Genomic DNA, 25,643 nt, shown 5'->3' on the forward strand with positions numbered 1-25,643 from the left:
GGACAAGGATGGCGCCATGGACCATGTCACCTTCGTCCCGTCGCCGGATCAGTTCAGCTTCACCTTCGGCGGCGCGGAACCGGTGATGCGGATCCGCCCCGGCACGGTGTTGACGTTGTGGACCGAGGACGCCTACGGCGGGCGCATCACCAGCACCGACAGCGTCGCCACCACGGCACTGGACACCGAGGACCTCAACCCGCAGACCGGGCCGTTCTGGATCGAGGGCGCCGAGCCCGGCGACACGGTGGCGGTGCACCTGGTCGACCTGACCCCGGCGCGCAGCTGGGGCGCGTCGACGCTGATCCCGTTCTTCGGCGGGCTGACCAGCGTGCCGGCCAGCCCGACGCTGCAGGACGCACTCCCCGAACGCACCTGGATCTACGAATATGATTCGGCGGCAAAGACTCTGGCCTTCGATGCGCGGGGCAGTGACTTCAGTGTGGCCCTGCCCGCCAACCCGATGCTGGGCACCGTCGGCGTCGCGCCGGCCCGCCGCGAGGTGCGGACGTCGCTGGTGCCCGACGTGTTCGGCGGCAACATGGACACGCCGGAGATGGCCGCGGGCGCGACGTGCTATCTGCGGGTGAATGTGCCGGGGGCGCTGTTCTCGCTCGGCGACGGGCACTACCGGCAGGGGGAGGGCGAGTCGTGCGGCACCGCGGTGGAGGGCGCCATGCACGTCACCGCGATCGTCGACCTCATCAAGGGTGGCGGCCCGGCGTGGCCGCGGCTGGAGACCGACACCCACCTGATGTGCGTGGGGTCGGGCCGGCCGCTGGAAGAGGCGTGGCGGGCCGGGCAGGTGGAGATGATCACCTGGCTCGGTGAGCTCTACGGGCTCGACCGACTCGACGCCTACCAGCTGTTGACCCAGATCTCGCTGGCGCCGATCGCCAACGTGGTGGACACCAACTACAGCTCGGTCACCAAGATCGACAAGCGGCTGCTGCCGGCGGCACCCGCATACCAAGGTATTCACGCGGAATTGCGTTCGGCTGCAGCAGCATTGGGAACCGTCAACTACTAGGAGGACTGCTATGGAACTCGGCCTTGAGGGCAAGCGCTTCGCTGTCACGGGCGGCACCCGCGGGATCGGCCGCGCGGTGGTCGAGGGCCTGCTCGCCGAGGGTGCGTCGGTCGCCTACTGCGCGCGCACCTACGAGCCGGTGCCCGGCGCGGTGGGCACCGCGGTGGACGTCGGCGACGGTGCCGCGCTCGCGACGTGGGTGGACGCCACCGCCGACGCGTTCAGCGGCCTCGACGGTGTGGTCGCCAATGTCAGTGCGCTCGCGATCCCCGAGACGCACGAGAACTGGCACACCTCGTTCGACGTGGACCTGATGGGCACGGTCAATCTGGTCGACGCGGCATTGCCGTATCTGCTCGAGGCGGACGCCGGGTCGATCGTCACCATCTCCAGCGTGTCGGGCCGCGAGATCGATTTCGCCGCAGGCCCGTACGGCACGATGAAGGCCGCGATCATCCATTACACCCAGGGTCTGGCGTTCAAGCTGGCCGCCCAGGGTGTGCGCGCCAACACCGTCAGCCCCGGCAACACCTATTTCCCGGGCGGGGTGTGGCCGTCGATCGAGCAGAGCGATCCGGAGTTGTTCGCCACCGCGCTGGCGCTGAACCCGACCGGCCGGATGGCGACGCCACAGGAGGTGGCCAACGCGGTGGTGTTCCTGTCCAGCGCGGCGGCCAGCTTCATCACGGGCACCAACCTGCTCGTCGACGGCGCCCTCACCCGCGGCGTCCAACTGTGATTTCGGCGTAGTCGGTCAACGTCAGCGTGACCAACGACACCGAAATCGCTGTCTTGACCGCCCCGCCCACCCTGTTCACCGGCGGCACCATCTGGACGGGCCGCGGCGACACCGATGCCGTGCTGATCGACGGTGGTGTCGTCGCCGCGCTCGGGGACAAGGCACGGCAATGGGGCGGGGCGCATCACGTCGACCTGGACGGCGGCTTCCTGATGCCGTCGTTCGCCGACGGGCACGCCCATCCGCTCTACGGCGGGCTGGAGGCGGTCGGTCCGCCGGTGCGCCGATGCGGCTCGGTCGACGAGATCGTGCGGGCCGTGCAGCAGTACGCCGCCGACCATCCCGACGAGGACTGGATCGTCGGCGCGTCCTACGACAGCAGCCTGGCCCCCGAGGGGTTGTTCGACGCCCGTTGGCTCGATGCCGCGGTACCCGACCGCCCGGTGGTGTTGCGCGCGTGGGACTACCACACGGTGTGGTGCAATTCGGCGGCGCTGCAGCGCGCCGGCATCACCGCCGAGACACCCGAACCGGTGCTGGGCGAGATCCCGCGCCGCGCCGACGGATCTCCGCTGGGTACGTTGCGGGAGTGGGGCGCAACCGATCTGGTGATGAACGCGATGCCGCCGCGGGACGAGGCGGTGCGCGTGGGTGCGCTGGGAACCGCCGCCGACTACTACCTGTCCCGCGGGGTGACGTGGGTGCAGGACGCGTGGGTGGAGCCCGCAGACGTCGCGACGTACGTGGCGGCAGCAGGGCAGGGGGCGCTGCGGATGCGGTTCAACCTCGCGCTGTACGCCGACCCGCGCCATTTCGACGCGCAGGTCACTCAGTTCGCCGAGCAGCGGGCCCTCGTCGAGGCTGCGCGATCACCACTGCTCACCGCGCAGACGGTGAAGTTCTTCGCCGACGGGGTGGTGGAGAACGGGACCGGGGCGCTGCTGGCGCCGTACTGCACGGGTCTGCACGACCACGCGGGTCAACGCAACTGGGAGGGTGAGTCGCTGGCGGAGGCGGCGCGCCGCGTCGACGAGCTCGGTCTGCAGATCCACATCCACGCCATCGGCGATGCCGCAGTCCGCCAGGCTCTGGACGCGATCGAATACGTTGCCGCGCAGAACGGTCCGCGTGACCGCAGGGCGGTGATCGCGCACTGCCAGCTCGTCGACCGCGGCGATCTGGACCGGTTCGCCGCGCTCGGTGTCATCCCGAACATGCAGCCGTTGTGGGCTCAGCTGGACGCGTTGATGACGGTGTTGACGATCCCGCGGCTCGGCGCCGACCGCGCGGACGGCCAGTATCCGATCCGGACGCTGGACGCCTCGGGCGCCCCGCTGGCGTTCGGCTCCGACTGGCCGGTGTCCTCGGGCGCACCGCTGGACGGCGTCGCCGTGGCCGCGTCGCGGACCACCTCCGACGGCGACCCGCCGGGCGGATGGACACCCCATGAGATCCTGCCCGTCGAACGCGCACTGACGGCCTACACCGCCGCCGTCGCGCACCAGGCGTTCGCCGAGAACACCTGGGGCATCCTCGAACCCGGCTTCAGCGCGGACATGGTGTGGCTGGACCGAGATCCCCGCGTCACACCGCCGCTGGAGCTGCCGTCCACCTCGGTCGTCGGCACCTATCTGCGCGGCACCCTCGCCTCCCCGGCTTGATTTCGGCGTAGTCGGTCAACGTCAGCGTGACCGACTACACCGAAATCGCCAACTCGAGCACGTCTTCGGCCGAGGGTGGGCTCGACGGGTGGTAGGACAGGCACCACGGCGCGACGATCCGGTGGAACGCCTCCCCCTCGGCGGCCACGTAGAAGTTGCCTGCGCGCAGCCTGCTGATGTCGTCGACGAGACCGCCCTTGGCGCGCGCCATCTCGCGGGCCGCCTCGATCTGGGCGGGCGCGTTGAGCAGGCCGTAGAACTGGGTGGCCGCGTTGCCCGGGATGTTGTTGTTCAGCGACTTGGGCGCCTGGGTGGCGAAGACCAGGCCGAGCCCGTACTTACGGGCCTGCGACGACAGCGCCAGCGTGCTGCGCGTGCACGCGGTGAAACCCCGTGCGGGAGCGAAGTTCTGAGCTTCGTCCATCACCAACAGCCCGCCGAGGGGACGCTCGCCGGCCGGGTTGCGTTTGATCCAGGCGAACAGCGCCATCTGCAGCTGGTTGACGAAGCTCTGCCGCTGCTCGTCGGACGGCAGGCCGATCATGCTGATCACCGACACCCGGGCGCGGTATTCGTCGGACGGGGTGAGCAGCACGCCCGGGTCGACGGGTGTTCCGGCGCCGCCGAAGAGCGGGTCGTTGACCATCGCCGCCCGCAGGTTCTGCGAGAGGTCACCGGCGATGGCATGGGCACCGGCCATGTTGCTGACGTCCTCGGGCAGGTCGGCCAGCAGCCGGACGAAGCCGTCCAGCGTCGGCGACGGCGTTCTGCCGTAGTGCTGCAACGCTTCCCGGAGTACGGCGCGGGACCGGGTGGCCTTCTGTGTCTTCCCGGTGATCAGCGCCTGCGGCTCCAGCGCCGCGCAGGCCGACTCGACTGCGTCGGTGAACTCGTCGTAGTCGGCGACGACGCTGGCGAAGTCGGGCAGCGGCTGGAACGCCAGCGGCCGCCCGTTGGTGCGGCGCGGCGTCCAGATCGTCACCTCGGTGTGGCGCAGGTAGTCGTCGGCGCGCGCACCGTCGGAGCGGCGCCACCCGTCCGGCGGCTGCGGCCACCCGGTGCCCAGCCGGGACAGGTCGTTGTTGGGGTCCAGCACGATCGACGAGACACCGCGCAGCGCGCACTCCTCGACGAGCCGACGGATCAGCACCGTTTTGCCCGACCCGGAGCCGGCGAAGATCGCGACGTGTTTGCGCAGCGCCGAAAGCCCCACGGTCACCGGTTCTTCGGTGTGCACATCCAGGCCCAGCGGGAGCTCGGTGTCGGGCACCTCATAGTCGTGGTCCACGACGGATTCCGGCTCGTCCACGGGCAGGGCGGCCTCCGGCCCATCCTCGGGCACGACCGCCACCGGCTCGGCCGGGCCGTCACCCAGCGCCTCGGCCAGCAGCGTCAACCCGTGGGCAGGGCGGCGCGCCCGCAACCAGCCGGGAAGGTCGGGGTCGTCGTCGCGGATCAGGTCGCGCAACGCGGTCATGGTGCGCACGTCGTCTTCGGACAACGGCAGCACCCGTCCGCCGGCGGCCAGGAACTCGTCGATCACCGCGGCGGTCTTGGGTCCGCTCGGCCACGGCGAGTTGCGCAGCAGGAACAGACTGCGCCGATCGCTTCCCGCGCCGAAACCCGCTGCCGTGACGGCCTTTCGGATCCGGCTGAGCGCGGCGGTGGCGTTGGTGGCCGCGACGGCCCGGAACGCCCAGTGCCGCTCGTCGTCGGTGGCGGAGTCCAGGCTTTCGCGCAGCCGGGCGTGCAGCACCACGTGCGCGCCGGGCGGCGGGTCGCAGACGAACGTCTGCTCGCCGTCGCGCTCGGCGATCCACGCCGTCAGCGCCGCGGAGAGCAGTTCGGGCATCGTGGTGTCTTCGCCGTCGTGGGCCAGCGCCGCCTCCGGCACCGCACGCCGCCGGTATTCGGCGAACCGCCGGTCCAGCGCACCGGACACCGGCGCATTCCCGTTCGGCGACTGCGTTTCCCATGTCGGCTGGGCGTCGGCGCGCAGATGTGTGAGCTCGACGACCGTGCCGTGCTTGAGGCATTCCCGCACGTGTGTGTCGGCGCGGATCAGTAGTTGGCGCGGCGTGTAGGACGGCGCCTCCTCGAACGCCTCGGGCGCCAGCGGCCAACTCGGGTATAGCGGGGTGAAGCCCGTCGCGGCGTAACTGGCCGCGAAGCGACGCTCCAGGATCGCGCGGCCGATGTCGGCGCTGGGCAGCGGGGTCAGCACGCCGGTCACCCGGAACCGGTCGGCGACGGCCGCGCCGGCCTGGTCGCGGATGTGCTCCCACACCGCGGGCAGGCACGCGACCGCCGTCACGGTGCGCCGCATCGTCTGCCGCAGCGCCATCAGCCCGTGCGCCACCTGCTCGAGCACGATGCCGCCGTCACCGGTCGACTGCCCGGTGGCGGCCACCGACTGGGCGATCAGCGTGTCGATCTGGTCGACGGCGAGCACCGACGGCCCGGCCAGCGCCACCAGGCGCGACAGGTCGCGCACGCACTCCTGCGCCGACGCCGGTGCCGACCGCAGCCCCCACGGCCCGCGCTCCTCGACGGTGAACTCCTCGGTGCCCTCCAGGAAGCCCTCACCGATGTCGTGGGCGACGAAGTCGTTGGAGCCGAGCAACACCAGCGCACGCAGCACCTGATGGCATTGCCGCACAGTCTCTTTCGCCGCCGATGAGAGCGCTTTGATGAAACGGTACAGCGTTTCGGGGTCGAGGTCGTCGTCACCGATGATCGCGCGACGGTCGGCGCGTGACACGTGCGCGAGCGACGCCAGTTCCCACAGCAGGTCCTTCAGCTGCGTCTCGCGGTTCGCCCCGGGACGGCCGAGGCTCTCCAGCATGCCGCTGCGCACCGATTCCCAGAAGCTGGCGGCGTCGAGCAGTTCGACGACGAAGAAGAACCCGCCGCCGTCCTGCACGCGTTCGCGGATCTGGCCGAGCAGATGCGTCTTGCCCGATCCGGCGGGGCCGCGGATCACCACACCCAGCGGGGTGGACGCCGGGTCGGCCAGCGCGTCGCCGAACGCGTCCATCACGTCGTCGACGGCGTGTTCGTTGAGCCCGGTGACGTGGGTGGCCCCCTGGGGCCGCCACAGGTCGTCGGAGGTGGGCGCCCACGTCAGCCTCAGCGAGGCCAACGCCTCGCGCTGCACCGTGTCCATCACGCCTCGATCGCGATCAGATGCTTGGGCCGGTCCCCGATGACCACGGCCGCGGCGCGATCCTCGGCGGTCAGCGTCTTCTGGTTCTCTTCGGGGATCACGCTGACCCCCGGCGTGCGGTGCAGCGCGACCAGCGCGGCGTCGACGTCGGCGCGGGGTGCGTCGAGTTCGGCGCGCAGCCGGGTCAGCGACACCCAGCCGCCGGGCCGGGTTGCCAGCACGTCGTAGGCGGCCCGGATGCGCTCCTCGACGCTGGCAGGCGGCTCAGCAGCACCGAACACGTCGGCCAGGCTCAGGTCGGTGTGCTGCAGGTACCGGCCCAGCGCGCCGAGCACCGTGTAGAGGGTCTTGGCAGGCCCGGTCGAGCGCGGCGGCGCGCCGGCGGCGAGCAGGTCGCGGCACAGCCGCCAGCCGCGGTCGGTCAGTTCGTGGACGAACCTGTTCCCGACCCGCTCGGATTCGATCAGGCCGAGCCGGTTGAGTTTGTCGCGGCCGGGTTTGTCCAGCGCAGGTCCCAGCGCCGCCAGTTCCGGGTTGGGCACCGGCCGCGATTCGGCCATCAGCACCAGCAGCACCGCTCGTTCGGTTCCGGTCAGGTCCGTCGCCGTCACAGTCACGCTGCCAACTTAACGAGTACGGCAGGATTGCGTGCGCATGGAAGACACCGAAGGCACCCCCGAGACGTCGCGGCGCAGGCACATCACCCGGCTTGCGCTGTTCGGCGCGGTGCTGGCGGTGTTGTACTACCTGACCGCGGTCGAGCGTGTCATCGACGTCGCGCAGGTGCGCGGTCTGATCGAGTCGACGGGGCCTGCGGCGCCGCTGACGTACGTGGCGGTATCGGCGGTGCTCGGCGCGCTGCTGGTGCCGGGGCCTTTGCTGGCCGCGGGCAGCGGGTTCCTGTTCGGTCCGCTGGTAGGCACGTTCGTGACGCTGGGCGCCACCATGGGCTCGGCGGTGATCAGCGCGTTCGCGGGCCGGCGCGCGGGTCGCGACAGCGCCCGCGGGCTGCTCGGCGCCGACCGCGCGGAGCGCATCGACGGGCTGATCCAGCGGGGCGGGCTGTGGGCCGTGGTCGGTCAGCGCTGGATTCCCGGGATCAACGACGCGCTGGCGTCCTACACGTTCGGCGCGTTCGGGGTGCCGCTGTGGCAGATGGCCGCGGGTGCGCTCATCGGGTCGGCGCCCAAGGCGTTCGTGTACACCGCGGTCGGGTCGACGCTGGGCGAGTTCTCGGCGCCGCTGCTGGCCGCGGCGGTTGTGGTGTGGTGCGTGACGGCGGTGGTGGGCGCGTTCGCGGCGCACCGCGGCTGGCGGGCGTGGCGGTCCCGGGAATGACGGGCCTCGTCCTCACCGGGGAGTTCCGCGACGCGCTGGCGCTGCTGGCCGGCGGCGAGCACCTGTTCCTCACCGGCAAGGCGGGCACCGGTAAGTCGACGCTGATCCGGCGGTTCCTGGCCGAGACCGACCGCAACGTGGTCGTGGTGGCGCCGACGGGCATCGCGGCGCTCAACGTGGACGGCTACACGATCCACCGGCTGTTCGGGTTCCGGTCGACGACGACGCTGGAGGAGATCAGAGGTACTGGGGCTGCCGGGTCCTACCAGCCTGGCCGGTTCACCAAGACGCTGGCGTCGCTGCAGACGCTGATCGTCGACGAGGCGTCGATGGTGCGCGCCGACGTGTTCGACATGGTCGCCGCCGCGCTGGAGCGGTTCGGGCCCGCGCCGGGCACACCGTTCGGCGGGGTGCAGATCGTGCTCGTCGGCGACCTGTACCAGCTGCCGCCGGTGGTCCGGGAGGACGAAGCCCCCTACTTCCAGACCACGTACGAGACGCCGTACTTCTTCTCGGCCCGCTCGTTCCACCGCGCCGACTTCCCGACGGTGACGTTGACGACGGTGTTCCGCCAGCTCGGCGACGACCGGATGACGGCCATTCTCAACGAGATTCGCGAAGGCGTGCTGCTCGGGCATGCCCAGGAGCAGCTCAACGCGCGCGCCGACAAGGACTTCGTGCCGCCCGACGACGAGTTCTGGCTGACGCTGGCGCCGACCAACCGCCTCGTGACCGCCCGCAACCGTCAGCAGTTGGAGCGACTGCCCGGCGACGAGATGACCCACCACGCCACGACATCCGGTGACCTGGACCTGTTCGACCCGCCCGTCGAGGAGACGCTGCGGTTCAAGGTCGGCGCGCAGGTGATGATGCTCAACAACGACCAGGGCAACCGCTGGGTCAACGGCACCGTCGGCCGCGTGGTCGGTGTGGGCTACGACCGCTACGGCGCGGTGGTCGAGGTCGAGTTCCCCGACGGCACCACCGCCGAGGTCACGCCGTTCACGTGGGAGGTGACGCGGCCGGTGATGTCGGGCTCGTCGCTGGGCCGCGAAGTGGTCGGCGCGTACACCCAGCTGCCGTTCAAGTTGGCGTGGGCGATCACCATCCACAAGAGCCAGGGGCAGACGCTGGAGCGGGTGGTCGTCGACCTGACCGGCGGCATGTTCTCGACGGGCCAGCTGTATGTGGCGCTGAGCCGGTGCACGTCACTGGCCGGCCTGGTGCTGAAACGGCCTGTGCTGCCAAAGGATCTGAAGACCGACCGCCGCGTCGCCCGGTTCCTGCGCACCTCGCCGGGCGAGGGCGGGGCGCGGCGATACTGCGCGATCGGGCTGCTCACCGTCGGCGACGAGGGCCGGATGTCGCGGCCACGGCCGGTGGAGCTGGCCGTGGCGTTCGAGGACGGCACCGCGGTCACGACGCTGGTCAACCCGCAGCGTGACCTCGCCGACGCGCGCACGCGGTTCGGCATCACGGTGTCCGACGTGCTGCTGGCGCCCACACTGCGGGAGGCGTGGGCGGTGATCGCGCCGATGTTGGCCGGGTGCACCCCGGTGGGCGCCGGGGTCGACGAGCAGCTCGGGCTGCTCGACTTCGAGCTCAAACGGTTGGGCTTTGTGACGGCCATGCCGTTGGGGGTGGAGCTGCGCGGCACGAGGGTGTCGGGGCGCACCGCGCTGGAGCGGGCCCGCTCGGCGCTGGACGCGTTTCGCGCCACCGACGCCCCGGCAGGATCCTCGGCGTTCGACGAACCCGAATCCGCGGAGACGGCAGGGTTCCTGGTCAGCCGTGACCCGTCGGCGGCGACGCCGGTGGCCGATCACCTGCCCGGGCTGTCGGCGATGCTGCGGATCAGCCGCGACGTCGGCGCGGTGCTGCTGGGTGGTGACGCACCGGCCGCCGGTGACGGCACCGGGTGGGAGGCGGCCGCGCGGCAGTCGGTGGCCGACCAGCTGCGGTCGGCGGTGGCGCGGGTGCCGCTCACCGACGAGGTGATGTCCCGGCTGGCGCGCGCCGAGGAGCTGCTGGGCGTCGAGATCCTCTCGGGTGCAGAGGTGTTGGTGCGCCACGACATCGGCGCCACGCTGGCTCCCGGCGTCCGCATCTGCTTCACCGGAACCGCACAGGATCCGTCGGGCCGCATCGTCGAGCGCGACGAGATCGAACGGCTGGCGACCGCGGCGGGCCTGACGCCGGTGAAGACGGTGAGCAAGACCCGCTGCGACGTGCTGGTGACTGCCGAGGCGGGCACCCAGTCGGGCAAGGCGCGCAAGGCCATGGAGTACGGCAAGCCGGTGTTCACCGCCGACGAGTTCTTCGCCTGGCTGGGTCCCGCCGGCTGAGTGCCGCGGAATAGCGTTCCTGGCTGCGCTCAACCTCCCGACCACAGCCCTGGCTTCTCACTCGGCGCACAATGGAACGCGTGCCGTCCGCCGCCTTCGCCTCCGACAACGCCGCCCCCGCGCACCCCAGGGTCCTCGAAGCGCTCCACCACGTGAACCAGGGGCCGGCACCGTCCTACGGCGACGACCCCGTCACCGCTGAGGCCGCGGAAGCGCTGCGGACCGCGTTCGAGTCCCCCGGCGCCGACGTGTTGTTCGCCTTCACCGGCACCGCCGCCAATATCATCGCGCTCGCGTCGGCGGTGCGGCCGTGGCACGAGATCTTCTGCAGCGACGTCGCCCACGTGCTGGTCGACGAGGCGGGCGGGCCGGTGCGGTTGTCCGGTGCGCAGTTGACCCGGCTGGCCAGCGACGACGGTCTGATCTCACCGGACGAGCTGGAACGAAGGGTGCGCGGCCGCAGCGCGGTGCACCACTCCCAGCCGCGCATCGTCTCGATCACCCAGTCCACCGAGAACGGCCGGGTGTGGAGCGCCACGGCCGTCGCGCAGTTCGTCGACCGTGCCCACGCGCTCGGCCTGCTGGTGCACGTCGACGGCGCCCGGATCGCCAACGCCGTTGCCGCCCTGAGCATCTCACCGCTGGAGGCGATCGGCGACGCCGACATCGTCAGCGTCGGCGGAACCAAGAACGGCTTGATGTTCGGTGACGCGATCCTGGTCCGCCGCCCTGCGCACTTCGACGGAATTCACTTCGTGCAGAAGCAGATCGGGCATCTGGCGAGCAAGCACCGGTTCGTCGCGGCGCAGTTCGCGGGGCTCTTCGAGGGCGGGCTGTGGCTGCGCAACGCCGCGCACGCCAACGCGATGGCGCGCAGGCTCAGTACGGGACTGGAGGCGCTGGGCCTGCAGCTGGCGTCCCCGACCGAATCCAACGAGGTGTTCGTCAAGCTCGACGGCGAGGCGCACCGGCGGCTGGCCGAGCGCTATCTCGTGCACCAGCCCGATCCGGGCCAGCCGGTGGTGCGGTTCGTGTGCTCGTGGTCGACGACGGAGACCGAGGTCGACGACGCGCTCGCCGCGCTGCGCAGCGCCGGAAATTGAGTAGCGCCACCGCGAACGTGCATACTCTGTAGCTGCGCGCCCACCTCGGCGACAGCGAATGCACATTCGCGACCCGCCCGGCACCTCGGCGACAGCGAATGCACATTCGCGACCCGCCCGGCACATTCGCGATCCGTCCGGCACTTTCGCGATCCGCCCGGCACTTTGGCGATCTGCCCGGCACGTGGTTGCCGAATCAAGCATGGCCGGCCCGCATATTGACTCCGTCTGCAATAAGGCGGACGCTGTTAGCTGACATCAGCCGTGTCCCCGGATCCGAGGGCCCGCAACACGATTGCGCCCGGCCGAGCCGGCCTCGCGCCCGAACCTCGCAGGGGCAACCATGGTCGACTTGGACTACTGCGTGGTAGGTGCGGGTTTCGCGGGATTGACTGCCGCACTGAGGCTCAAGCAGGCTGGGCACTCGGTGACCTTGCTGGAGGCGCGGGACCGCATCGGCGGCCGAACCTTCACCGTCAACCGGGACGACGGCACGTGGATCGATCGCGGCGGCGCCTGGATCGGACCCGGCCAGGACCGGATCTACGCGCTGATGGAGGAGTTCGGGATTCCCAGCTACAAGCAGTACGTCGACGGTGACGCGATGATGTTCATCGACGGCAAGACCTACCGCTATCACGGCACGATTCCAATGTCGATGAGTCCGTTCGCCGTCGCCAACCTCGGCGTGGTGTTCCTGGAACTCACCCGGATGTGCAAGTCCATTCCTCCCGAGGCGCCGTGGACCGCACCGAAGGCACACAAGTGGGATCAGGTGACGTGGGCAAAGTGGTTGGACGGCAACACATTGTCCACACCGGCCCGTCAGCTGCTGGAGTCGGCGGTGTCGGGTCTCTACACGTCGGCGGCTTCGGAACTGTCGCTGTTGTTCTGCCTGTATCAGATGGCCGCGGCCGGCGGGCCGAGCTTCGTCCTGGGCGTCAAGGATGCCGCCGAGGACGCCCGGCCGGTCGGCGGGATGGGGGCGATCCACCGGGCCGTGGCGGCCGAACTCGGAGACGTCGTCCAGCTTTCGCAACCGGTGCGCAGCATCGCCCAGGACGCGGAGGGCGTCACCGTGCGCTCCGAGGACAGGGTGGTGCGGGCCCGTCGCGCGATCGTCACGGTGCCGATCGCGATCGCGTCCCACATCCTCTACGAACCCATGCTGCCGGTGGACCGGTCGTTCCTGCACCAGCGGATGCCCAGCGGGGCGGTGTTCAAGATCGCGATGGTCTTCGACGAGCCGTTCTGGCGGGCCGACGGCCTGTCGGGTCAGTCGTTCGCGCCGGGTTCGGCGGCCAACCTGACGATCGACTCCTGCACCGACACCGGCAGCCCCGGGATTCTGACCGCCATCACCGAAGGCCTGGAAGCGCGGGAGCTGTGCAAGTTGTCCGACGCCGACCGTCGCAAGGCGGTGCTCGCCGCTGTCGCGGAGCGGTTCGGTGACAAGGCGCTGTCACCCTTGGACTACATCGAGCACAACTGGACGGTGGAGCGCTATTCCGGCGGCGGCATGATCGCCCACACCCCGCCCGGCGTGCTCACCGAGTACGGACCGGCGTTGCGCCGGCCGTGCGGCCGGATTCATTGGGCCGGAACCGAATCGTCGGCACTGATGTACGGATTCATCGACGGCGCGGTGCGCTCCGGGGAGCGCGCGGCCGCCGAGGTCGTCGAGCACGAAGCGATGGCGACATCGTGACCCCGGTCGGGTTACCCCGTTCCGACTCGGGGTACGCCCCCGTCATGAACAGCACCCTGCCCCGAGATAACGCGCCCACCGAACCTCCCGAGCGCCTCACCCCGGCCGAAGAGCCCGAACGCCTCACCCCCACCGAGGTTCCCGAACGCCTCGTCCCCGACGATCTACCCGAGGCGCCGCCCGGGCCGTCCACCACGCCGGAACCCGGCCCCGCACAACGGACTTAGCTGCTGGTCTCGCGGTGCGGTTCGGCCACGGGTTTCGACTCCGCGGAGCCCCGCTGCCGCAGGAAGATCGACAGACCCACGATCGCCGCCACCGCGACGAACTCGCTCTGCCAGTTCTGCATCGACTCGAACCAGAACTGTGAGGTCGTGAGGTACTGGAGCACGGACACTGCGGGTTGCCCGTGCTGCAGACGCTCCTCGTTGAATGCCGCCGCGCCACCGAGCGCGTGCAGTCCCCACGATGCGAAGAACAACACGAACAACGCGATGGCCAGCGAATGCTCGTAGAAGCGGAGGGCGACGCCGCCCCGGCGCACCGGCCACGGCATCGAGGCATCGAGCTTCTCGAGGCGGGGGTCCTTGCCTCGATTTTGCATCGAGTTGATGACGGGTCCGCTCGGTCACTGAATTGTGTTGCTGGGTGGTCGTTGTCGGGTGGCGGGCGTGGTGGGGTGTCCCGTGTCGCCGGGTGGGGCGGGCTTTCCCAGGGCCTGGTCTTTCGTGGTCGGTGGGTCGAGTGATTTGCTGGTTATCCGAAAGCGGTGCGTAGGTGTTGCCAGGCGGTCGCGATCGCTGATGCCCATCGCCAGGTGGCGTCGATACGGAGGCGAACCTGGCGGGCGCTGCGAGTGATACGGGCAGCGACGTGCAGGATCCGGTAGCGGAAGGTGGCGATCTCGGCGCGGGCCAGTGCGGGGTGGTCACCGAAGCCGATCAGCCGGGCCCAGGTGACCAGATCGGCGGCGGCCAGCACGATTTCCAGCCAGGCGGCGTTGGCCCAAAACGACTGGCAGGGCAGGTTGCGTAGCCCGGTGGCTTTCAGTTCGCGGATGCGGTCTTCGACGCGGGCGTGCTGGCGGTGCCGCAGCTCCAATCCGGCGACCTGACCGGCAATGACGCCGGGTTCGGTGTCGGTGATGAATGCGGTGACCCGCATCCCGTCGGCATCGGTGAACCGCAGCTGCGCACCCGGGTGGGGCCTCTCTTTGCGCAGGATCAGCCGGGTGCCAGCGGGCCAGTTGCTCAGGTTGACCAGGCCGGTGGCTTCGGCGACCCAGGCGCCGTCACGGATGCCGCCGTCGGTGTCGATCGCCGGATACCAGGCTTGGCCGAGGTTGAGGGTGTCGACCGCGTCCTGGACCCGCGCATCGACGGGGTATCCGAAGGAAAATCCCACCCCGGCGGTGCGGCAGGCGTCGGCGAACTTGTGGGTGGCTCCAGCGGTATCGCAGCGCACCAGCACCCGGCAGGCATCCGAATCTGGTGGACTACCTGGGCGGGGCCGCCATCGCGGCGGCAGCGAGGCCAGCGCGTGGTGCAAGACGATGATGTGGTCGCTGGCGGTGTTGGAGCCGGCGTTACCGGTGCGCAGCAGCCCGGCCAGCGCTTCCCCACCGGCGATCTCGGGACGATCCAGAAACGCCAGCAACGGATGGTGACCATAGGTTTTCTTCCAGGTCGGGGTGGCGCCGGTCTTGTTGTCGGAGTGATCGATGACCAGGGTGGCATCGAGGTCGATGTGCAGCCAGCCCTCACCAGTGGGGGCGGCTCCAGCCGCCCATGCTGCGGCCCGTGCGCCGGCTCGTGCAGCCCGCACCCCGGGCAGGTGGGCGGCGTCGATGCGCTCATCGATCAACCGCCACATCGTGGTTGTCGAGGCCTTCGCGCCGAACACATGTTCACGGTCCCCACACAACTGGCCGACCGCATCGATGCAATCGGCCCCGTCGGCGACCGCTGCGGCCAGATCGGCGAACACCTCACCGGGTGCGTACACCCACGGGCCCCGGTAGGTGTCAGCCAGCACGGCGGTGACCTGCGACGATAACCCCGTCAGATCGGCAAGCTCACGAAGCAAGCCCATCCCGGCATGCGACACCACGCCCTGCCCATCGGCGGACACTTTCACCCGCGCTGCGGCCACGATATTCTTCACCTGCGAGGTGCCTTCCCGTAGGAACGATTGAACCGTAGAGAAGTCCAATTATTCCTTGCAGGACAGGCACTTTCGCGTATCTACACCCCGAAAATCACAACACTTCACGAAAAATCCGGGCTTGTCCTGCGGCGCTTCCCCGTCGATCGGCTTGGATTCGGCCGAGCCGCGCTGGTAGAGGAATGCCGTCAGCACGACGTACATGCCCATCTGCAGGAACTCGGACTCCCAGTTCTCGAAGGTCGCCTCGACGAAGTCGCCGCTGAGCAGGTAACCGAGGAGCGACACCGTCTCCTGCGATCCGTGGTCCAGCTGCTCCTCGTTGTAGGTCGCGGCACCGGAGACGATCATGCCGACGAAAAACACCACGAACAGGCCCAGGCACGCCAACAGCAGGCCGTTGTCGCGCACCCAGTTGCCGCTTCTTGTCTTCACTTCGCTGGATGTACCCCCGTTCGGGGGTGGCTATGCACGCACAACCCCACGAACTCCGTACCGCGAGCGTGCGTGTCTGCGGCCGACACACCGTGAAAAAGCCCGCAAAGACGCACGCTCGCCGGCCCGATTCACAGCCCCGAGGCGATCAGATTGACCACCGACGCGACGATCACCGATCCGAACAGATACGACAGCAGGCCGTGACCCAGCGCCGCAGCGCGCATCTTCGACGACGTGAGGTTCGTGTCCGAGATCGCGAAGCTCATGCCGACGGCGTAGGCGACGTACGCGAAGTCGCTGTAGCGCGGCGGCACGTCGGTGTTGAAATCGATTCCGCCGACCGGCTTTTCCTTGAAGTAGATCTTCGCGTAGCTCAGCGCGTAGAGGGTGTGCACCGCGAACCACGAGATCACCACGCTGGCCACGGCGACGGCCGGAGCGACGACCTCGAAGTGGTCGGGGCGCGCCTTGGCCAGCAGCAGGCCGACGCCCACCAGGCTGGCCAGCGCGCCCCCGAGGATCAGCCCGTGCACGGTGCGGCGGCCCGGTTCCTCGTAGTCGGCGTGCGACGCGGTCTCCGCCGGGTCGTAGGGCCAGATCACCACCCAGGTCCACACCATGAACGTCACCGCCAGGACGTCCCACCCGATCAACAGGGAGAACCAGTGAAACCCCATCGAGCTGGCGAAACCTGTTGCCAGCAGACCGATTACCGCGCCGCCCAGCACACGCACGGCGGGGCTGTGCAGCCGCATGTGCACTACCCCAGCGTCGCCCAGAACTCCGTCAACGCCTCCGCGCCGCGATGCGGGTCCTCGACCATCCACCAGTGCCCCAGCCCGTCGAGCACCGCGACGCGGGCACCGGCGCGCTCGGCGGCCCGTCGCCGGTTGTCGTTCGCACCGATGAACGGGTCGTCGGTGGCCAGCAGCGCGAGCCCGGGCCGCGCCGCCGCCGACTCCAGTGCGCGGCCGGCCTCGGCCATCGCCGGTTGGGCGGCCGAGCGGTAGAGCGCCAGGATCGCGGTGCGCATGTCGTCGTTCTGATGCTCGGCGATCGCCGCGCCGATGTCGGCCGGAATGCCGAAGGAGGCCATCAGTTCCGTGCGCGCGGTCAGTCCACCGCCGAGCATCGCGTCCAGGGATTCCTCCCCCGCGCCGGGCGTCTGCCACACCTGGGCCATGTCGTGCCAGACATACTCCGGGTCGAACAGGCCGACGACGTCGCTCACCCAGCTCCGCACGAGCTCGGGCCGGTGCATGACGACGTTGACGACGTGGCCGCCGCCCCAGTCGTGACCGACGAGGTCGATCGGGCCGTCGATCCGCTCCAGTTCGGCTTCGAGCCAGTCGCGGTACTCGAGCATCGTCGCGCCGAAGCCGTCCGGCAGCGGCGCACCGAAGCCGGGCGGCGACAGCAGCACCACGTCGTCGCGGCCCAGCACCGCGGTCAGCGGTCCCCAGATCGCGTCGGTTTCGGGATTGCCATGGACAAACACCAGCGTCATGCCGCTCATCCTGGCACGCCGGCGATGCACCGTGAGCGTGCACACACGGTCGTGATTTCCGCCGCGCGACGCCGGTCACCACAAGCGAGCCGAAACCCCAGCACACACTGCAATCCCGCTGGTCACATACGTCACAGCCCCCGGCGAAAAGCCGACGACACTCCCGTCCCCCAGGCGGGCGATGTCCCCGCCGTGGCCTATGTTGGGGCGTCCAGCAACGACACGACGCACATCGAGGGGCCAGGTGCACGACAACTCCACTCTGTCTGCGTCCGGCCTGCTCGAACTCAACCGCGACTTGCAGGCCTCCCGCGCGATCCGGCTGCTGGCCACCACCAACCTCGGCCTGTATGCGACGTTGATGGAGCGGCATCTGGCCGACGGTGTGACGCCGGAGACGGAGCTTGTCGTCCGGCTGGAGCGTGACCTCGACGAGCTCGATGACCCCCAGTCCGGCCTGACGCTGATCAAGTCGTGGGCCAGCCAGGGCTGGCTGCACCGCATCGTGGATCCCCGCAGCGACCAGAACGTCTGTTACCTGACCCAGGACGCCCGCCGGGCGCTGGACTTCCTGCGCGGCATGCGCCGCCAGGACACCATCGCCACCGGCGGCTCGATCAACGGCATCGCGTCCCGGCTCAAGCAGGTGGCCCTGAAGGTCGGCGGCGACCCGGCCCGCATCCGCAAGAGCATCGAGGCCGAGATCGAGGCTCTGCACCGGGAACTCGACGAACTCGACAGGGGCGAGCGACGCACTTTCTCGGAAACCGACGCTACCGACGCCTACGACGAGGCCCGCGCCATCGCGATGCAGATGGAACGCCTGATCACCGACATCGGTCAGTACGGCTCGATGATCGAGCAGGCCACCGCCGCGCTCGACGAGCCGATCGACTCCAACGTCGAGTACCGCGACCGGCAGCGCCAGATGTACGCCGACTACCAGGCTGCCTGGGACTCGCAGGGCCGCGACAGCCACCGCGCGTTCCTGCGGATGATCAACGACCCGGATCAGCGCGCCGAGTTCGAGGCCGACGTGGCCGCCGTCGCCGATGCGCTGCCCCACCTCGACCCCGCGCTGCGCAAGGTGATGGCCGGCTTCTTCGAGTTGGTCGGACACCAGATCGACGAGGTCGAACGCATCCAGCAGCGCTGCGCCCAGCGGGTCAAGCGGTTCACCGCGTTCGGGACGCTGGAGCAGAGCCGCGGGGTGGCCCGCCAGCTCAACGAGGCCATCGGCGCGGCGCGCAATCTCCTCAAATCGAGCTTGATCGACTCGCGGCTGGACATCGAGCTGCCGCTGGCCCGCCACACCATCAGCTCTGTCGGCGCACTGAGCTTCAAGATCGGCGACCTGTCCAACCCGAAGCCGGCCAAGCCCGCCGGCGGCGACGTCGACCTGACCAGCTTCGCGGCGCTGACCACCCAGGTCGACGCGCCCGCGATGTCGGACATGCTCAACGCCGCGGTCACCAAGGGTCCGGTGTCACTGCCGGAAGCCATTGAGATGCTCGGCCGTTCCGGACAAGGGGCCTACCTCGGGCATGTCATCGTGCTGTGGTCGTGGGCGCTCAAGCAGCCCAACGAGCACGAGGCCCCGTCCACCACGGTCCGGTTCCGGTCCCTCGACGGCAAGGACCGCGAAATCGCCGTTCCCCATTTGTTGTTCACCGAACCGATCAGCGTCGGAGCCGCGCAGTGACCACCGAACAAGACACCGACTTCGAGGCGTTCTCTCAACTGCCGCAGGTCGACCAGACCGCCCGTCCCCCACACCAGCGCAGGCCGCGCTTCGACGGCGACGTCTCCGAACTACCCGACCGGGCCTGCTGGGCGTTGCAACACCTGCTGACTCGCCGCTACATCAGCGCCGAATCCGACGCCGACATCTACGCCTGGGTGCTCGAATACCGCCGGCAGCTGGCCACCAGACTGTCCGAACTCGACCTGATCCTGCGCATCGTGGACGGTACCGACGTGGCGTTCGTGGAGCAGGCCCGCTACGAATCCGCCAAGGGGATAAAGCTTCTCCGGCGCGAGCCGCTCGGCACCTACGACTCGATCCTGGCGCTGCACCTGGCGCAGATGATGCGCGCCGCCGGCGGACAGAGCGTGCTGATCAGCCGCGAGGAGATGCACGGCCTGTTTTCCGGCGTGCTCAACGACACCGACCGTGACGCCGTCACGTTCGCGGGTCGTATCGACGCCGCCATCGCCCGGCTGGCCGGGCTCGACATCCTGCGCAAGAGCCGCGACGACGAGGACAGCTACACCATCAGCCCGGTGATCACCGCCGTGATGACGGCCAGCGTAATCACCGAGTTGCAGCAGCAGTTCGAGCTGCTGCTCAACGGAGGGGCGCCGGCCGAGGAGACCGATCTTGACTGAGCAATTCCACCTGTCCCGGCTCCAGGTCATCAACTGGGGCGTGTTCGACGGCTACCACGACATCCCGTTCAGCGAGGGCGGCGCACTCATCGCCGGCGCCTCGGGCAGCGGCAAATCCTCACTGCTGGACGCGATCTCGCTCGGCTTCCTGCCGTTCAACCGACGCAACTTCAACGCCTCCGGCGACAACACCGCGGCAGGATCCAGCGCGGGCCGGCGCACCGTGGACAAGTACGTGCGCGGCGCGTGGGGGCAGCGCAGCGACGGCGGCACCAGCCGGGTGATGTACCTGCGCGGCGACGGCACCGCCTGGTCGGCGGTGGCCGTCACCTACGCCAGCGACTCCGGACGCACCGTGACGGGCCTGGTGCTCAAGTGGCTGACCGGTGAATCGCGCAACGACTCGTCGAGCCGTTTCGTGCTCGGCGACGGCGATCTCGACATCGAGGATGTCTGCAACCGTTGGGCCGCAGGACGATTCGACACCGGCGTGTTCAAGGAGGACGGCTGGCGGTTCACCACCAAGGTGGAGTCGCAGTACCTGGCGCAGCTGTACGCGACCATCGGCATCCGCGCCTCGGATGCGGCCCAGCAGCTGCTCGGCAAGGCCAAATCGCTGAAAAGCGTTGGCGGGCTGGAACAGTTCGTTCGCGAGTTCATGCTCGACGAGCCCGAGAGCCTGACCCGGCTACCGGAGGCGCTCAAGCAGATCGACCCGCTGGTGGAGGCGCGCGAACTGCTGGCGGTCGCGCAGAAGAAGCGCAAGATCCTCGGCGACATCGAGAAGATCCAGCAGCGCTACGCATCCGAATCCACCGATCTCGGCATCATCGACCTGGTCGACCTGCCGATGGTGCGGGCCTACACCGATCATGTCCGGGTGACGCAGTGCCCGGCGCAGATCGCGCAGCTCGACACCACGATCGATCAGCTCGACAACGAGTACGAGGACGTCACCCGGAGCCTGAATCTGGCCAAGGCCGAGGCGGATTCACTCAACGCACAGATCAGCGGGTCCAGCGCGAGCATCGGCCCGCTGCAGTCGCAGGTGACCGCCGCCGAGACCGAGGCCGAGCAGGTGTCGCGCCGGCGCGGCGCCTACGAGGACATGCTCACCGCCCAGCAGCTGGACGTGCCGGAGACGGCCGACGACTTCTGGAACCTGCGCGAAGAGCTGCTCGCGCAGGCCACCGAGCTGCTGGCCAAGGTGGAGCGCAACCGTGAGGCCTCCACCGACGCCGAGTACGCGCAGAAGTCGGCGCGGATGGCCCGCGACGAAGCCGCCAAGGAACTCAAACGTGTCGAGCACGTCGGCTCGGCGCTGCCGGAGTTCGCGCTCGTGATGCGGGAGCAGATCTGCAATGCGGTCGGTGTCGACTCCATCGACCTGCCCTACATCGCCGAGTTGATGGACCTCAAACCCGACCAGACTCGCTGGCGCACCGCGGTGGAGAAGGTGCTGCGCGGTGTCGGGCTGCGGCTGATGGTGCCCGATCAGCACTGGACCAAGGTGCTGCAGTTCGTCAACGAGACGAACATGCGGGGACGGCTGCAGCTGCACCATGTGCGGGCGAAGTTCCTGGGCGCCGAGCCGGTCGATCCGGAGTCGAACACGTTGGCGGCCAAGCTGTTCGCGGTCGACCCGGCCCACCCGTGCGCCGCCGAGGCCGTCGACGTGGTCACCGCCGCCGGCGACCACGTGTGCGTCGACACCCCCGAGGTGTTCGCCCGGTTCCGCCGCGCGGTCACCGACACCGGCCTGTACAAGGATTCCGACCGGCTCGCGATCAAGGACGACCGCCGCCCACTCAAGCAGTCCGAGTACCTGTATCAGGGTGACGTGTCGGCGAAGATCAACGCACTGACCGTCGACCTGGCCGCGGCCGAGGAGGCCTATCAGAAGGCGCGGCGCGTCGCCGACGACATCGCCGCGCAGCGCCAGACCTGGCGGGACCGGGCCGCGGCGTGCAAGGCGATCTGCGAGCAGTTCCCGCAGTGGAGCCAGATCGACACCGAGACCGCCGACGGGCACGCCGACCGGCTGCGCGAACAGTACGAGCTGCTGCTGGCCGACCACCCCGACATCGAGGCGCTCAACGCCCGCGCCGACGAATGCTGGTCGCAGATCCAGAAATTGATGACGCGCCGGGGTGCGATCCAGACCCGCCGCGACGACCTCGACTCCCGCCGCACGCAGCTCCTCGAACTTCAGGAGCGGCTGCAGCCGGCATTCGTCTCGGAGCCGCTCACCGACCTGCTGAGCCGCTACGCCAACCAGGTGCCGGTGAGCCTGGAGCTGCTGGACCCGGAGCCGCACCGCGACGCGTTGTTCACCGCGATCAAGAAGGAACGCGAACAGCTGCGCGAGAGCCGGCGCCGCTCCTACGACGAGCTGGCCCGCATCCTCAACACGTTCGACACCTCGTTCCCGGATGCGATCCCTAACGACTCGGACAACTTCGACGAGCGGGTGCACGACTACGTCGCGCTGTGCCGGCACATCGACGAGCGGGAGCTGCCCGAGGCCTACGAGCGGATGATGCGTCTGGTCACCGAGCAGGCGCCGGATGCGATCCTGACGCTGCACCGGGTGGCCGAGCAGGAAACCCGGCGGATCAGTGACCAGATCGACCGTGTCAATACGGGTTTGGGGTCGGTGGAGTTCAACCGCGGCACCCGGCTGACGCTGCGGGCCACGCCGCGCAGCCTGACGGCGGTGTCCGAGTTGACCGAGATCGTGCGGGCCATCTCGCGGCGCATCGCCGAGGTCGGGCTCGGCGACAAGCAAGCGATCCTGGATCAGTACGCCGACATCCTGCGGCTGCGTAACCGGCTGGCGTCGACGGCGCCGGAGGACAAGGCGTGGACCCGCGACGCGCTCGACGTGCGCAACCGGTTCACGTTCGACTGCGCCGAGTGGGATGTCGCCAGCGAGGAGCTGATCCGCACGCACTCCAACGCCGGCGACAACTCCGGCGGAGAGCAGGAGAAGCTGATGGCGTTCTGCCTCGCCGGTGCGCTGAGCTTCAACCTTGCGGCGCCCGACAGCACGGACAACCGGCCGGTGTTCGCGCAGCTGATGCTCGACGAGGCGTTCTCGAAGTCGGATCCGCAGTTCGCGCAGCAGGCGCTGCAGGCGTTCCGTAAGTTCGGGTTCCAGCTGGTGATCGTCGCGACGGTGCAGAACGCGACGACGATCCAGCCCTACATCGACAGCGTGGTGATGGTGTCCAAGACCGAGGCGACGGGCCGCAACGCGCGGCCGGTGGCGACGGTGGCGACGCGCACGATCTCGGAGTTCGGGCAGCTGCGCCGGGAGATGCGGGCCGGCGCGAAGGTGCCCGCCGGGGTTTGACGCCGAAATTGCGTGTAGCGGGGCGAAACGTGCGTGAAGACCGCAGCCGATGCAGTCTCGACGCGGCAAAGACTTACTCGAGTGCGGACGCGATGCCGGTGTGCCCGAAGTCGTTGCCTTTCCACAGAAGTGGTTCACGACGATCCAGCGCCAACGCGTACGACAGACAGTCGCCGAAGTTCAATCTGGCCGGATGCCCGCTCCCTCTTCCGAATTCGGCATACGCGCGGCGCGCCAATTTGGCCTGGCGCTCGGTCACCGGCTCGATCGTCATCGCCGCTTCATCGATCAGTTCGTCAAGAGCTCTGCTCACGACCGGATCGCGCTGCGCGTCGAGCACGATTCCACACTCGAGATAGCTGGCCGCGGACAGTCGACGTACGTCGGCGGCGGCGACCGCTCTGGCGTAATCGACCGCGTCGTCCTCGTCCCGCAGAATCGCGATGATCGCCGACGAATCGGCGATCATCGCGGTAGTCCTGCATCGTCGTAGAGCATCTCGCCATGGTCGAGGTCATTGGTCGCCGACGTCATCCGCTGCGCGGTCCTACGTCCGAGGGCTAGAAGGCGTTCCGCGAGATCGTCCTGCTGGACTCTGGACAACCGCTCCTGCACCGCTGTCGCCACCGCCTGAGCTTGAGACTCCCCGGTGAGGCGTGCGAGCTGTTTCACCGCGTCGTGGACCTTCTCATCCTTGATGTTCAACGCCATGTTGGTACCCTTCCACCCACGAAATGGTACCTCGGATCATGCCTGCTGAGGGCTTCCGATGTCATCGGCGGACTGACGGCGCGGCTCTGGTGACCACACTCCCCCTCTGTGCGCCACCAGACACCAACGCGTCCTTTGTGGAGGCCTCGCTCAACCCCTCGCCGAGCGAGCCTCGACCGCTCGTATGAGACAGACCACACAAATCGTACATAAACCGCATCGTTTTCAAAAACCGTTCCGTTTTTGAATCGCCACGCCAGCCTTGACGACTCCGGCAAGCGCATGATTCGTCGACTCCTATACTGCTCAACAGCACGCCAACGGGCTTCGAGGAGGCCACCGCATGCCCGACCGGCTCGCCTCCGGCCGTCACCACCTCTCCAGGGAACAGGTCGCCGACAACCAGCAGCAACGGCTGTTCAAGGCGCTCGCAGTGGTCATGGCCAAGAAGGGCTACAGCGACACCACGGTCGACGACCTGACCGCGGCGGCCGGCGTCTCCAAGGCGACCTTCTACCAGCACTTCACGTCCAAGCAGGATTGCTTCATGTCCGCGTACGCGCGCATGCAGCAATACGTCATCGACGCCATTCAGGTAGAACCGGCGGCCGGCACACCGATGCAGCGCTTCGCGGCCTTGTTGGACCGGTACCTGGGTTTCCTCGCCCTGGACCCGACCACCGCACGGCTGTTCCTGGTCGAGGTGAATGCGGCAGGACCGGAGGCCGTGCGTCAGCGCGCCCAGTTGCAGCAGGAGTTCGTGTCCGGCGTGGCCAAGGTGTTCAAGGCCCGCAGCAAGGCCGACCGGTTCGCGTGCCAGATGCTGGTCGCGGGCATCTCGACACTGGTGACAACCGCGCTGGCCAACGCGGACGGCGATGCCGTCACCGCGCTGAAGAAGCCGATCCTGGGCTTCACCGAGCGGGTCATGAAGGTGCCTGCCTGCGGGTAGTGCTGCGCGTAGGGTGCGAATCGTGCACGTCGACGTGATGACGACTCCGCAGCCCCTGCAGTCGACCGGTGAGCTGGCCCGACACACCCAGGAGGCCGGATTCAGCGGATTGCTGTTCACCGAGACCGGCCGGACCGCCTACCTCAATGCTGCGGTGGCTGCCCATGCCGCGCCGGGGCTGGAGTTGTCGACGGGCGTGGCGGTCGCCTTCCCGCGCAGTCCCTTCGTGACGGCCGCCTCGGCCTGGGAACTGCAGGAGGCGACCGGTGGCAGGTTCCGTCTCGGCCTGGGCACCCAGGTGCGCACGCACGTGGTGCGACGGTACGGCGCCGAGTTCGAGCATCCCGGCCCACGGTTGCGCGACTACGTGCTGGCGGTCAAAGCCTGTTTCGCGGCGTTCCGGACGGGCAAGCTGGACCATCACGGCGAGTTCTACAACCTGGACTTCATCACCCCGCAGTGGAGCGCGGGGCCGATCGACGCACCGGATCCGAAAGTCGACGTGGCGGCGGTGAACCCGTGGATGCTGCGGATGGCGGGCGAGGTGGCCGACGGGGTGCATGTGCACCCGCTCGGCGAGCCGGGCTACATCGCGCGCCATGTGATGCCGAAACTTGCTGAGGGAGCACAGAACTCAGGACGCTCACCGAACGACATCGCGGTGATCGTGCCCGTCATGACGATCGTCGGCGACACCGACGAGGAACGACACCGAGAACGCGAGCTGGTGCGGGCGAGCATGAGCTTCTACGGCAGCACCCCGAACTATTCGTTCATCTGGGACGAGGCCGGCTTCGAGGGGACGACCGCCCGCATCCGGGAGAGGCAGAAGGCCGGCGACGTCAAAGGCATGGCCGCGCAGATCACCGACGAGCACATCGCCACGTTCGCGACCGAGTCGACGTGGGACGGCCTGGCCGACGCGCTCACCGCCAAGTACGGGGGGACCGCCACCCGCGTCGTGCTGTACAACGCGCTGGCCGATCCCGAGCGTTTCGAGCGGTACGGGGACGTCGCACAGCGCCTTCAGCGGTAAAGC

The 25,643-nt window shown here is 68.9% G+C and carries 22 protein-coding genes; 13 read left to right on the forward strand and 9 right to left on the reverse strand.

The features are described 5' to 3' along the window. The first annotated feature begins 16 nt into the window (after nucleotides 1-16). Genes BN976_RS10060 through BN976_RS10070 form a run of 3 tightly spaced genes read left to right on the forward strand, consistent with a single transcriptional unit; the run spans nucleotide 17 to nucleotide 3,430 of the window. Complete coding sequence (locus BN976_RS10060; RefSeq protein ID WP_036370543.1) at nucleotides 17-1,030, forward strand: acetamidase/formamidase family protein; 1,014 nt, start codon at nucleotides 17-19, stop codon at nucleotides 1,028-1,030. 10 nt (nucleotides 1,031-1,040) lie between these two features. Then, nucleotides 1,041-1,769 (forward strand): SDR family NAD(P)-dependent oxidoreductase, encoded by a 729-nt coding sequence (locus BN976_RS10065; RefSeq protein WP_036370240.1) that lies wholly within the window; start codon nucleotides 1,041-1,043, stop codon nucleotides 1,767-1,769. 26 nt (nucleotides 1,770-1,795) lie between these two features. Further along, nucleotides 1,796-3,430, forward strand: a complete 1,635-nt coding sequence (locus tag BN976_RS10070; protein WP_199558921.1) for an amidohydrolase — start codon at nucleotides 1,796-1,798, stop codon at nucleotides 3,428-3,430. Nucleotides 3,431-3,464: 34 nt separating this feature from the next. Here the strand turns inward: BN976_RS10070 and BN976_RS10075 are convergent, their stop codons facing one another. Then, nucleotides 3,465-6,596 carry a helicase HerA domain-containing protein gene (locus BN976_RS10075; protein WP_036370242.1) on the reverse strand — a complete coding sequence of 1,044 codons (3,132 nt, stop codon included), beginning with the start codon at nucleotides 6,594-6,596 and terminating at the stop codon, nucleotides 3,465-3,467. Beyond that, entirely contained in the window at nucleotides 6,596-7,213 is a 618-nt protein-coding gene (locus tag BN976_RS10080; protein WP_011778451.1) for a hypothetical protein, read from the reverse strand. Before BN976_RS10080 ends, BN976_RS10075 begins: the two co-directional genes overlap by 1 nt. A 37-nt stretch (nucleotides 7,214-7,250) precedes the next feature. Between BN976_RS10080 and BN976_RS10085 the strand changes: the two genes are divergently transcribed. The 5 genes from BN976_RS10085 (at nucleotide 7,251) to BN976_RS32540 (ending at nucleotide 13,317) form a co-directional block, all read left to right on the forward strand. Then, nucleotides 7,251-7,934: a TVP38/TMEM64 family protein gene (locus tag BN976_RS10085; RefSeq protein ID WP_036370245.1), complete on the forward strand. Its 684-nt coding sequence runs from the start codon at nucleotides 7,251-7,253 to the stop codon at nucleotides 7,932-7,934. Next, a complete protein-coding gene (locus BN976_RS10090) occupies nucleotides 7,931-10,279 on the forward strand; it encodes an AAA family ATPase (protein ID WP_036370247.1) in 2,349 nt (782 codons plus the stop codon). The genes BN976_RS10085 and BN976_RS10090 overlap by 4 nt, the downstream gene beginning before the upstream one ends. A 71-nt stretch (nucleotides 10,280-10,350) precedes the next feature. Next, nucleotides 10,351-11,382 (forward strand): threonine aldolase family protein, encoded by a 1,032-nt coding sequence (locus tag BN976_RS10095; protein ID WP_011778448.1) that lies wholly within the window; start codon nucleotides 10,351-10,353, stop codon nucleotides 11,380-11,382. 343 nt (nucleotides 11,383-11,725) lie between these two features. Then, complete coding sequence (locus BN976_RS10100; protein ID WP_036370248.1) at nucleotides 11,726-13,090, forward strand: flavin monoamine oxidase family protein; 1,365 nt, start codon at nucleotides 11,726-11,728, stop codon at nucleotides 13,088-13,090. A gap of 44 nt (nucleotides 13,091-13,134) precedes the next feature. Continuing rightward, nucleotides 13,135-13,317: a hypothetical protein gene (locus BN976_RS32540; protein ID WP_084182261.1), complete on the forward strand. Its 183-nt coding sequence runs from the start codon at nucleotides 13,135-13,137 to the stop codon at nucleotides 13,315-13,317. On the opposite strand, the gene BN976_RS10105 is transcribed toward BN976_RS32540, so the two are convergent. From BN976_RS10105 to BN976_RS10125, 5 genes are all read right to left on the reverse strand, one after another. Beyond that, on the reverse strand, nucleotides 13,314-13,694 hold the full coding sequence (locus BN976_RS10105) for a DUF6766 family protein (protein ID WP_235622018.1): 381 nt from the start codon (nucleotides 13,692-13,694) through the stop codon (nucleotides 13,314-13,316). The genes BN976_RS32540 and BN976_RS10105 overlap by 4 nt on opposite strands. Before the next feature lie 152 nt (nucleotides 13,695-13,846). Then, nucleotides 13,847-15,253: an IS1380 family transposase gene (locus BN976_RS10110; protein WP_036367445.1), complete on the reverse strand. Its 1,407-nt coding sequence runs from the start codon at nucleotides 15,251-15,253 to the stop codon at nucleotides 13,847-13,849. A 48-nt stretch (nucleotides 15,254-15,301) separates the two neighbouring features. Continuing rightward, a complete protein-coding gene (locus BN976_RS10115; RefSeq protein ID WP_235622019.1) occupies nucleotides 15,302-15,688 on the reverse strand; it encodes a DUF6766 family protein in 387 nt (128 codons plus the stop codon). A 131-nt stretch (nucleotides 15,689-15,819) separates the two neighbouring features. Next, nucleotides 15,820-16,446: a DUF1345 domain-containing protein gene (locus BN976_RS10120; RefSeq protein ID WP_036370551.1), complete on the reverse strand. Its 627-nt coding sequence runs from the start codon at nucleotides 16,444-16,446 to the stop codon at nucleotides 15,820-15,822. Between the two features lie 5 nt (nucleotides 16,447-16,451). Beyond that, a complete protein-coding gene (locus tag BN976_RS10125; protein ID WP_036370553.1) occupies nucleotides 16,452-17,198 on the reverse strand; it encodes an alpha/beta fold hydrolase in 747 nt (248 codons plus the stop codon). 199 nt (nucleotides 17,199-17,397) lie between these two features. On the opposite strand from BN976_RS10125, the gene BN976_RS10130 reads away from it, so the two are divergent. Genes BN976_RS10130 through BN976_RS10140 form a run of 3 tightly spaced genes read left to right on the forward strand, consistent with a single transcriptional unit; the run spans nucleotide 17,398 to nucleotide 22,941 of the window. After that, on the forward strand, nucleotides 17,398-18,900 hold the full coding sequence (locus tag BN976_RS10130) for a DUF3375 domain-containing protein (RefSeq protein WP_051558377.1): 1,503 nt from the start codon (nucleotides 17,398-17,400) through the stop codon (nucleotides 18,898-18,900). Then, nucleotides 18,897-19,586: a DUF4194 domain-containing protein gene (locus tag BN976_RS10135; protein ID WP_036370252.1), complete on the forward strand. Its 690-nt coding sequence runs from the start codon at nucleotides 18,897-18,899 to the stop codon at nucleotides 19,584-19,586. Before BN976_RS10130 ends, BN976_RS10135 begins: the two co-directional genes overlap by 4 nt. Continuing rightward, nucleotides 19,579-22,941 (forward strand): ATP-binding protein, encoded by a 3,363-nt coding sequence (locus BN976_RS10140; protein ID WP_036370255.1) that lies wholly within the window; start codon nucleotides 19,579-19,581, stop codon nucleotides 22,939-22,941. Before BN976_RS10135 ends, BN976_RS10140 begins: the two co-directional genes overlap by 8 nt. 73 nt (nucleotides 22,942-23,014) lie before the next feature. Here BN976_RS10140 and BN976_RS10145 read toward each other — a convergent pair whose 3' ends face one another. Further along, on the reverse strand, nucleotides 23,015-23,410 hold the full coding sequence (locus tag BN976_RS10145; protein WP_036370257.1) for a type II toxin-antitoxin system VapC family toxin: 396 nt from the start codon (nucleotides 23,408-23,410) through the stop codon (nucleotides 23,015-23,017). Then, the gene (locus tag BN976_RS10150; RefSeq protein ID WP_036370259.1) at nucleotides 23,407-23,652 is read right to left on the reverse strand and encodes a type II toxin-antitoxin system VapB family antitoxin; all 246 of its coding nucleotides are present in this window, start codon (nucleotides 23,650-23,652) and stop codon (nucleotides 23,407-23,409) included. The genes BN976_RS10145 and BN976_RS10150 overlap by 4 nt, the downstream gene beginning before the upstream one ends. A 343-nt stretch (nucleotides 23,653-23,995) precedes the next feature. Here BN976_RS10150 and BN976_RS10155 point away from each other — a divergent pair, with 343 nt between their 5' ends. Continuing rightward, on the forward strand, nucleotides 23,996-24,604 hold the full coding sequence (locus BN976_RS10155) for a TetR/AcrR family transcriptional regulator (RefSeq protein WP_036370261.1): 609 nt from the start codon (nucleotides 23,996-23,998) through the stop codon (nucleotides 24,602-24,604). 22 nt (nucleotides 24,605-24,626) lie between these two features. Then, nucleotides 24,627-25,640, forward strand: coding sequence for a TIGR03617 family F420-dependent LLM class oxidoreductase (locus BN976_RS10160; protein ID WP_036370263.1), 1,014 nt, complete (start codon nucleotides 24,627-24,629; stop codon nucleotides 25,638-25,640). Nucleotides 25,641-25,643: the final 3 nt, after the last annotated feature.

The sequence above is a fragment of the Mycolicibacterium austroafricanum genome, from assembly GCF_000612725.1.
Taxonomy (GTDB): Bacteria; Actinomycetota; Actinomycetes; order Mycobacteriales; family Mycobacteriaceae; genus Mycobacterium; species Mycobacterium austroafricanum.